The organism is Arthrobacter sp. 05N33_2 (assembly GCF_056397425.1).
Genome location: NZ_JBFTNJ010000124.1, coordinates 1 through 3,700, shown reverse-complemented (window position 1 = coordinate 3,700; position 3,700 = coordinate 1). Strand labels below are relative to the sequence as shown.

Annotated in this window: 5 protein-coding genes; 2 read left to right on the top strand and 3 right to left on the bottom strand. The window is 60.0% G+C overall.

The window, feature by feature from the left end; translation table 11 throughout:
• Together AC1DHX_RS20420 and AC1DHX_RS20415 are read right to left on the bottom strand one after the other, a co-directional pair.
• On the bottom strand, window positions 1–737 hold a 737-nt coding region (locus AC1DHX_RS20420; protein ID WP_476900436.1), incomplete at its 3' end, for an APC family permease.
• The gene (locus AC1DHX_RS20415; protein WP_476858051.1) at window positions 727–1,647 is read right to left on the bottom strand and encodes a carbon-nitrogen hydrolase family protein; all 921 of its coding nucleotides are present in this window, start codon (window positions 1,645–1,647) and stop codon (window positions 727–729) included. The genes AC1DHX_RS20420 and AC1DHX_RS20415, both read right to left, overlap by 11 nt.
• 115 nt (window positions 1,648–1,762) lie before the next feature.
• Between AC1DHX_RS20415 and AC1DHX_RS20410 the strand changes: the two genes are divergently transcribed.
• Window positions 1,763–2,380: a TetR/AcrR family transcriptional regulator gene (locus tag AC1DHX_RS20410; protein WP_476860271.1), complete on the top strand. Its 618-nt coding sequence runs from the start codon at window positions 1,763–1,765 to the stop codon at window positions 2,378–2,380.
• A gap of 102 nt (window positions 2,381–2,482) precedes the next feature.
• Complete coding sequence (locus tag AC1DHX_RS20405; RefSeq protein WP_476900435.1) at window positions 2,483–2,647, top strand: hypothetical protein; 165 nt, start codon at window positions 2,483–2,485, stop codon at window positions 2,645–2,647.
• 251 nt (window positions 2,648–2,898) lie between these two features.
• On the opposite strand, the gene AC1DHX_RS20400 is transcribed toward AC1DHX_RS20405, so the two are convergent.
• Window positions 2,899–3,700, bottom strand: an 802-nt coding sequence (locus AC1DHX_RS20400; RefSeq protein ID WP_476900434.1) for a LysR family transcriptional regulator, incomplete at its 5' end; no start/stop codon positions are given.

Here is a 3,700-nt window from a genome sequence, read left to right as displayed (position 1 = left end):
ATGTAGGAGACCACGACGAAGATTATTCCGCCGACGAGGACGGTCAGGAGGATCGCGCGGGGAATGTTGCGCTGGGCGTTTTTGGTTTCTTCGCTGAGTGTGCTGACGGCRTCGAATCCCAGGAAGGCGTAGGCCGCGATAGCGGCTGCGGCAGCGACGCCGCCGACCGTCGTGGCATTGTTCCAGAAGGGGTCTGTGAACGACGCGGGTGGGTTTCCGCCGAGGTAGGCCAGGCAGTAGGCGATGAAGATCCCGATGAGGGTAACAACCAGAAGGGTCAGCGTTTTATTGACACGGTCAGCGAGCACGATGCCCGTGGCGTTGATGATCGTTGTCAGTCCTGCGTTGAGAGCGAGCCAGGCCCAGACGGGGATGCCGGGAAACTGCGCTGCAAGGTAGAACGATTGGAACAGCCAGGCCACGGTGGGAAGGAAGAGGTAGTCGAGGAGGATTGCCCACCCGACGAGGAAACCGACACGGGAATCGAGGAGCCGTCGTGCATACACGTAGGCCGATCCCGAGTTCGGAAAGATCTTTGCCATTTTCGCGTAGCTCAGGGCCGTCAGCAGCATCGCGACGGTGGCGAGGGCGAATGCTGTCGGGGCTGTTCCGTCGCTGATGGAGGAGATGATACCGAAGATCGTCATTACGATTCCCGGAGCCATATAGGCCAAGCCGAACACGACGACCGACAGCAGGGACAGCTTGGGGGTAAGTTTAATGTTCTCAGCGGACATGGGGAGTTCCTTGGGCTGGGGCAGTGCTGAGGTTGGTCAGGGTTGACTGGGCGTTGGTCTGCCGCCACAGGCGGGGATCAAGCTGGCCGGCGTAGAGCGGCAATGGAATTGCGTCGTCGTTTTCAGCGAACTGGTCCCAGGGGCGGGTGACGCCCGCTGTGCCATATTGGCGGACGTTCCCTACTTGGTCCAGGTCGATGACATCGACCAATGTCGCGTCTTCGGGCCCGGTTGCCGAAATTCGCACGCGGCCTTCAGGGTCAACCAGAAGACTACGTCCGACCCCGTGGGGGCCCGCGGCGTTCACACTGGCGACGAAGTTCTGGTTCACGATTGCGTTGGCCTGGCTGATAACAACTTCCTGCACACGATCGTTGGTCGGGGTCTGGACAACATTGAGGACGAGTTCTGCCCCCATCCAGGCCAGGTGCCTGCTGTGTTCGGGGAACCAGGCGTCGTAGCAAATCGACAACCCGACGCGGCCGTAGCCGGTCATGTCGAAAACCACGAAGTCCTTACCGGAACAAACGGTCTCATAGGGCTTCCAGGGAAAGATCTTTCGGTACGCGGCTACTGCTTTTCCTTGTGGAGAGTAGACAACGGCGGTGTTGTAGATATGCCCGTCCGTACCACGTTCAAGCACGCTGCCAGGCAAAAGCCAGATCCCAAGGTCTCCTGCGAGCTCAGCAAGGGTACGGCCGCGTGGGCCATCAAGAGGTTCTGCCGAGGCGTCCATGTAGGCCTGCCGGTCCACAAACCCGGCAGAATCTACCGTGTTCAAGTGAAGCTCCGGGTAAACGAAAAGGTCGGCGACGGCATGCGCTTTGACCCTTCGCTCGAGACCAGCAGCAAAATCAGTCAAGGTCTCGGCGGGTGATTGCACAAGAGCCAGAGGGAGAAGTCGAGTCATGACGGTAGCATTCCTAGCGTGGGAGATTTCATTAACTAAAGATTAATTAAAGAATAATTAACGAACCTGGGTGTGTCAAGGGTCACTTCGAGGCCAGTGTGAAAGCATGGTGAGCATGGCAAGACCACGGAATCAGACAGCCCGCCGGGATCAACTCGTAGCAGCAGCAGGACGAGTCCTGCTGGACAGAGGGTCATCAGCGGCCCGCCTTTCCGACATTGCCAACGAAGCGGGCGTCACCCCGGCTGCGGTGCTGTACTACTACCGGGACGTCGACGAGCTCTTCAGCGAGGTCTTCCATCAAGGAGTTACGGAGTACTGTGACCGCCGGGAGGCCCGCATCCAAGCCGAAAGAGACCCTGAAGCGCAACTGAGGGCCTGCATCCACTCGGGCGTACCTTGGCCCGGGGAAAGCGAAACCGCTTCCCGGATCCTCGTGGAACTCATCCCAGTTTATCTGCGCAACGAGGCAGCCGCTCGGCAGCAGATGGCGTTCGTGGAGCGTCAAACGAACCTTTACAAAGGGATCCTGGAACGAGGCGCGCAGGAGGATGCCTTCACCCTCTCAGCGCCAGCCGGATTCTTGGCCCGGAGCTTCGTAGCCCTCGAGGACGGCCTCGTTATGGATGTACTCCTCGGCGACCTGACGCCGGAAGACGAGTACGAATTCCTGATCAGCTACGCGACGAACATGGTCAAAGCCAAGACCGGCAACAACTTGCAGCTCAGCTGACTCCCCGAGCAACAGCGGACACACGCAAGTTGACGGGCGCCACTCATCGGGCGCGCACCCCGGTGCGTCGGTATGCTCCGGCGATGCRGTCCTYGAAGGTCGTTGACCYCAAAGGAKGTCGCGGTATCCGGACCGACGTGGGCCCAGATCCGCGAATCGCTGGGGATCACAAAACAGGCCGCCCACGGCTTCTACCGCCGGAAGATCGAAGAACAGGAGAAGTACCTGCCGAGCTTCACGACGCGGCAGCTGCGCGTGCGGTCCTGAAAGAAGTCCAGGAAGACTAGCCAGGCTCTCGCACCCAGCCTCCTGCGCGCGAAGAGTGCCTGGTTCGATCACTCCCCCAGTTCGCGATAGGTCCGGTATCGGCATTTTCCAGGGAGCGGAAGTAGCTTCGAGAGCTCCTGTCGATGGCCACTGYCCCTGGAGCCACGCCCCGCGAATCCCGTGAGCCCTTAGCAATCAGGGTTCGGGGGCCGGTCAACCACCAGGGCCGAGAGTTGAGGATTGCATCCCTTCTATATTCGAGCGGCGGGGTACAGCTCCGAGGTGAAACGTGAAAGGTTCTGCAGGCACTCCCTTATGGCAGGCGCGGCGAAATGCAGCGGATTCCAGACGCCGAAGAGAGTGAACACGAGGTCCTTTCCCCGATGAGTGATGGGCATAGCGTGCACCCCAAAACTCGGATCATCCGAGAGTACGCAGATGCCTTTGCCGGCGGCTGCCAAGGCTTGGCCGATCCGGGCGGAGCGTACTTCAAATCCGGTCGTGTAGGTCAGGCGCTCAGTGCTAACAGCATCGTCGAACATTGTGCGGACACCAAAATCGGCTGTCATGGTTATGAGAGGCCATTGGACGAGTTCCTGGAGGCTGATTTTCTCCCTCCCGGCAAGGGGGTGTTTGGCGTTGCACTGGGCCCAAAGGAACGCCCTGCCAACTACAACCGATTTGAGCTCGGATGGTGGTGGCTTTGTTCCCAGAGCTAAGTCAGCCTTACCCTCCTGCAGCGCATGGTAGACAAACTCGGGGGTCGCCTCGACAACATTGGTCAGGACTCCATCGGGCCCCTGCGAAACAATGAAAGGGGCGATGATGTCGGCGATGGTGGCAGAGGCTGCCGCTATCGTAAGCCGTTGCACCGAACCTCCGGCCATCGCCCGTGCGGATGATTTGGCCTGGGCGGCGCGGGTGACCAGGTCCTTGGCGATGGGCAGAAACGCAGTGCCCGCCGCGGTCAGCGACAATTTTGCTCCTGATCTATCGAAGAGGGTGAGTCCCAGGTCCTGCTCCAAGGAGCGAAGCTGCCGGGATAAGGATGGT

What these genes read in the sequence shown, in the direction of transcription:
- AC1DHX_RS20415 (WP_476858051.1), bottom strand. Translation starts at nt 1,647, where the DNA reads ATGACTCGACTTCTCCCTCTGGCTCTTGTGCAATCACCCGCCGAGACC.
- AC1DHX_RS20410 (WP_476860271.1), top strand. Translation starts at nt 1,763, where the DNA reads ATGGCAAGACCACGGAATCAGACAGCCCGCCGGGATCAACTCGTAGCA.